The 4,478-nt window shown below is 42.9% G+C and carries 5 protein-coding genes; 1 reads left to right on the forward strand and 4 read right to left on the reverse strand.

The features are described 5' to 3' along the window. Positions 1-196: 196 nt before the first annotated feature. The 4 genes from DW981_RS14155 to DW981_RS14170 form a co-directional block, all read right to left on the reverse strand. Positions 197-979, reverse strand: coding sequence for an AraC family transcriptional regulator (locus tag DW981_RS14155; RefSeq protein WP_182434305.1), 783 nt, complete (start codon positions 977-979; stop codon positions 197-199). Positions 980-1,061: 82 nt separating this feature from the next. After that, positions 1,062-2,183 (reverse strand): UDP-galactopyranose mutase, encoded by a 1,122-nt coding sequence (gene glf / locus DW981_RS14160; protein WP_118508196.1) that lies wholly within the window; start codon positions 2,181-2,183, stop codon positions 1,062-1,064. Positions 2,184-2,313: 130 nt separating this feature from the next. Then, positions 2,314-2,505 (reverse strand): hypothetical protein, encoded by a 192-nt coding sequence (locus DW981_RS14165; RefSeq protein WP_022024986.1) that lies wholly within the window; start codon positions 2,503-2,505, stop codon positions 2,314-2,316. Between the two features lie 54 nt (positions 2,506-2,559). Then, positions 2,560-3,576, reverse strand: a complete 1,017-nt coding sequence (locus DW981_RS14170) for a VanZ family protein (protein ID WP_118508197.1) — start codon at positions 3,574-3,576, stop codon at positions 2,560-2,562. 369 nt (positions 3,577-3,945) lie between these two features. On the opposite strand from DW981_RS14170, the gene DW981_RS14175 reads away from it, so the two are divergent. After that, complete coding sequence (locus DW981_RS14175; RefSeq protein ID WP_118508198.1) at positions 3,946-4,230, forward strand: helix-turn-helix transcriptional regulator; 285 nt, start codon at positions 3,946-3,948, stop codon at positions 4,228-4,230. Positions 4,231-4,478: the final 248 nt, after the last annotated feature.

Below are 4,478 nucleotides of genomic sequence, written 5' to 3' on the forward strand. Positions count from 1 at the left end.
CTTCAGATTCCACCTCACGATGGACACCCTTGGTCTTGGCTGTATCCTTCCCACTACTAGGGCGGATTAGGGACTTTCACCCATTGGCGACGTGCGCCGCAAGGCGCACATCAAAAAAGAGCAAAACCAGCGTTTTGCTCTGCAAGCCTCTACCATGTCAAGCTTGTACCATGTCTTTTTCTACAATCGGTCGGCGTTATGCTTCATACTTCTTAAATACCATGCCGAAATACGTCGGATTCTCATATCCAACCTCCGCCCCGATCTGTGCGATGCTTTTATCGGTTGCTAACAACATACTTCTTGCAGCCGAAACTCGTTGTCTTGCCAGATACTCCATCGGACGCATCCGCATCTGTTCCTTAAAAACCCGACAAAAATGCTGTTTCGTCACGCCGCTCATTTCTGCCAGTTCTTCTAATGTAATATCTCTTGCATAATTTTTATGAATAAACATTAGAGCACGCTGCAACATGCTCTTGGCACTCTGACCGCCATACTTCTTATTTGCCAAAAACGCCTGTCGGACATTCATAATATATTCATACACTAACATAGAGCATCGCTCATCACCATACAGTGGATCTTTTGCCGCCTTAAGCATCTGATGAAAAATTCCAGTAATCTTTTCATTGACAACGTTTTTATCATAGGCAAAACCATCAAAACCCATGCCTTTCATTAATTCCAGCAAATGTTCCCCACGAAACACCAGCCAACAGGTCGTCCACTCATCCTCAACAAGCGGATAATACTCATGTGGGATCCCCGGTGCCATATAAAACATACTTCCCGGCTCTAACGGATACGTCGCGCCGCCAACAACAAGATTGCCACGGCCACTCTGCGTATAATGCAGCTGATGGGATACCAAACCTTCTTCTCGTATCACATGATACTCCGGTTCTGCAATACCAATGCCCGACAAATAGAAAGGCAGACACTTTTGCTTACCCAAAATCGGATAAATCCACTCCATAAGATCTACTCTCCTTCCCATTCATTCTCAACAAGGCTGTTTCTTATATCGTTTCTCATTCACCCACCGGGGCTATACTTTCTTATGCAAGCTCACGTTCACTCAATGCGAGCGCTGAGGCGATAACCGCATCCATATCATAATACTTATACTCGCCCAGTCTTCCGCCAAAGATCACATTGGTCTCCCCGGCTGCTAACTCCTTATACTTCTCATACAATGCACCATTTTTCTCATCATTTACCGGATAATATGGTTCATCTCCCGGCTTCCACTCAGAACTATACTCTCTGGAGATCACCGTTTTCGGCAGATCATTTCCCTCTGCATCTTTACCAAACTCAAACCATTTGTGCTCAATAATTCTTGTCCAAGGTGTCTCGGCATCCGTATAATTTACTGCAGCATTGCCTTGGAAATTCGGTATATCTAATGTCTCTGTCTCAAAACGCACAGAACGATATTGCAATGTACCAAGCGTGTAATTAAAGTAAGCGTCGATCGCTCCTGTGTATACGACACGCTCTGCAGTTGCAGCAAGCTTTTCCTTGTCTGCCAAATAATCCACGCAAAGCTGCACTTCTATCCCGTCTAACAAATTAGCAACCATCTGCGTATATCCACCAACTGGAATGCCCTGATATAACGCATTAAAATAATTATTATCAAACGTTAATCTCACCGGCAAACGCTTGATAATAAATGCCGGCAATTCCGTACATGGACGTCCCCATTGCTTCTGCGTATATCCTTTGATCAATTTTTCATAAATATCTTTACCGACCAGACTGATCGCCTGTTCCTCTAAATTGTGTGGTTCTGTAATGCCTGCTTCCTGCCGCTGCTCTTCAATCTTAGCTGCTGCCTCCTCCGGCGTCACAACACCCCAGATCTTATTGAACGTGTACATGTTAAAAGGCAGGCTATATAATTCCCCCTTGTAATTGGCGACAGGGCTGTTCGTAAAACGGTTAAACTCTGCAAACCGTGTAATATAATCCCACACTGTTTTATTATTCGTGTGAAAAATATGGGCTCCATAACGATGTACATGGATTCCCTCCACCTGTTCTGTATAAACATTTCCCGCAATGTGATCCCTTTTATCGATCACAAGCACTTTCTTGCCCGCATCCGTCGCCTGTCTGGCAAATACTGCTCCAAAAAGTCCTGCTCCTACTACTAAATAATCATACTGTTTCATATTTATAATCCGCCTTTCTGCTTTCGCAAATTGTACATCTGCTCTATGCTCTTCTGTCTTCGCAAATTGCGCCTCTGCTCTATGCTCTTCTGTCTTCGCAAATCACACATCTGCTCTATGCTCTTCTGCCCTAACGAATATAGGGTCTCATCTCAAAGCCTTCCTGCTTAGCAAGTGCCACAAGCTGCTGCTCATTAGCATACTGTATTGCTTCCAGCTTACGCCGTCCCTCCGGCGTTCTCCAATTCGGTGCTGTCCGAAAATGCTGCAGCAAATCTTTGCGCAACCGTTTCGAATCGACCGTACCAATCATAAAATCCATTGTTAATCATCTCCTAACACTCAAGCAACATTACGGGCAATTTCCTATTAAGGATCAAGGTGTCAAAAGGCGGCGTACCGCCAGCCAAGCACCAAGGCCAAGTGTTCCTCCAACCGTATCAATGACCACATCCCGCACCTGACCACTCCGTCCCGGCACGAATAACTGATGATATTCATCCGTTGCTGCATAAGCTGCTACCAAACATATCACCGCCAACAGCTGTTTTCGCGTGATCCGATCCTTCGTGATCGTACCTAACAATAACAACGCCAAAATCGCATACTCCGTCATATGTGCCGCTTTACGTACCGGAAACTCAATCCTTCTTGCCATCGTCTCTTGCTGCTCTACCGTTTTATCCTCAAAATGCGGTACAACCATCCGACAGATCGACATTCCAAACCGCAGACTCATCTGCCCGGATTCGTCTGCCGGCTGTGCCGAAAAATGAAAGATCGTCGTCATCCACACGATCGCCAGCAATAAACAGCATAGCCTTCTTGCCATTGTCCTCCGACATATATTTACAATACCGACATATAGCAGATATCCCACAAAAGTTCCTGCTGTGTTCATTATAACATCATCCAGCTGACAAAATCCATACCCAGTAACAAGCTGTGTCACTTCAATTCCAATACTGCACACCAAACCGACAATAATAACAATTCCCCTTCTTCCGGTCGGAAACCAAAAAGGAAGCAGCAGACCAAGCGGAATAAAGAGCAAAACATTCTCAATCACCCACGCATGATCCTGCATCGTAAGTCCCCATGTTCCCAGTATGCGCATATCTATACCCTCTCTGGAACCAAGTTCTCTTGAAAAAAACACTGTCATTAACACCACGACAATATAGATCACTAACAAGATACTCATAGTCAGCTTAAAAACACTATTTTCACCAAATGGCACCTTACCGGGCGTATTGCCACTACTCGCTGCTCGTTTTCCTATCAAACGTAAAACAATTCCTGCCACCAATGCATATACTGCTCCGACTATTATCGCTGTCGGCAAATACGACAAGACTTCCGCAATGTCCGCCATCATACAATCTATTAACATATTCTAACCATACCCTTTATTATTTTTTACATAAACTCTCATTGCCATCTAAAATATAAAATGTCGTGTGTTCTAACATTATGTGGAACGCTATCTAACAATCATAAATATTACCATTCCACCTGGTAAATGGCAAGTTGCCCATAAATTTTTTCCTTAAGATAAACATTTCATACGTGATACTTTTAATTTGTTATTTGTAAAATAACTTATATTACTTTTCAAATTATGTGAAATTCATTATTTTTGTTTAAACTAATAATATAGGACATACGATGAAATTGTGCACTTCTAACATTGTGTGGATATGCATTGCCACACAACTTGTCTCCAAGTGCTAAAATCACCATATAGAAAAGGGGATACATTATGAAGAAAGATCCAAATCACTGGGAACGCTATCGTGAAATCGGTTTTCGCATTGCTTATTGTCGTAAATATCAGAAAATGACACAGGAAGAATTGGCTGAGAAGTTAAATGTCAGCAGACAACATATCGGTGCCATCGAAGCACCAAATGTCAATCGTAAAATATCATTGGATCTCATCTTTGATATTGCTGATATATTAAATATAGAGCCAAAATATTTTCTGGAATTTCAGAATTTTCCGTTTCAAAAAGCACCGGAAACGGATAGCAATAGCGAAGAATAAGCGTCACTGACACAAAGGAACAGCAAAACACAAAAACTGCCGCCCTTGGAATCAAATTTCCAAGGGCGGCAATTTTTACGTGATTTCTTATTTTGTTAAGTCTCTGATGAATACATGCCTGAAGGATTGCCTGAGATGTCCCGGTTTAGCAAGGTATCATCCATTTTTGGACGGGACGCTTTCGCTACGATGCGCTACGTCACGTTACTTAATGTCTCTGAAATACGAGACATAAGTAACGACGAGCG

It is taken from the genome of Clostridium sp. AM49-4BH, assembly GCF_003478335.1.
Lineage (GTDB): Bacteria > Bacillota > Clostridia > Lachnospirales > Lachnospiraceae > Butyribacter.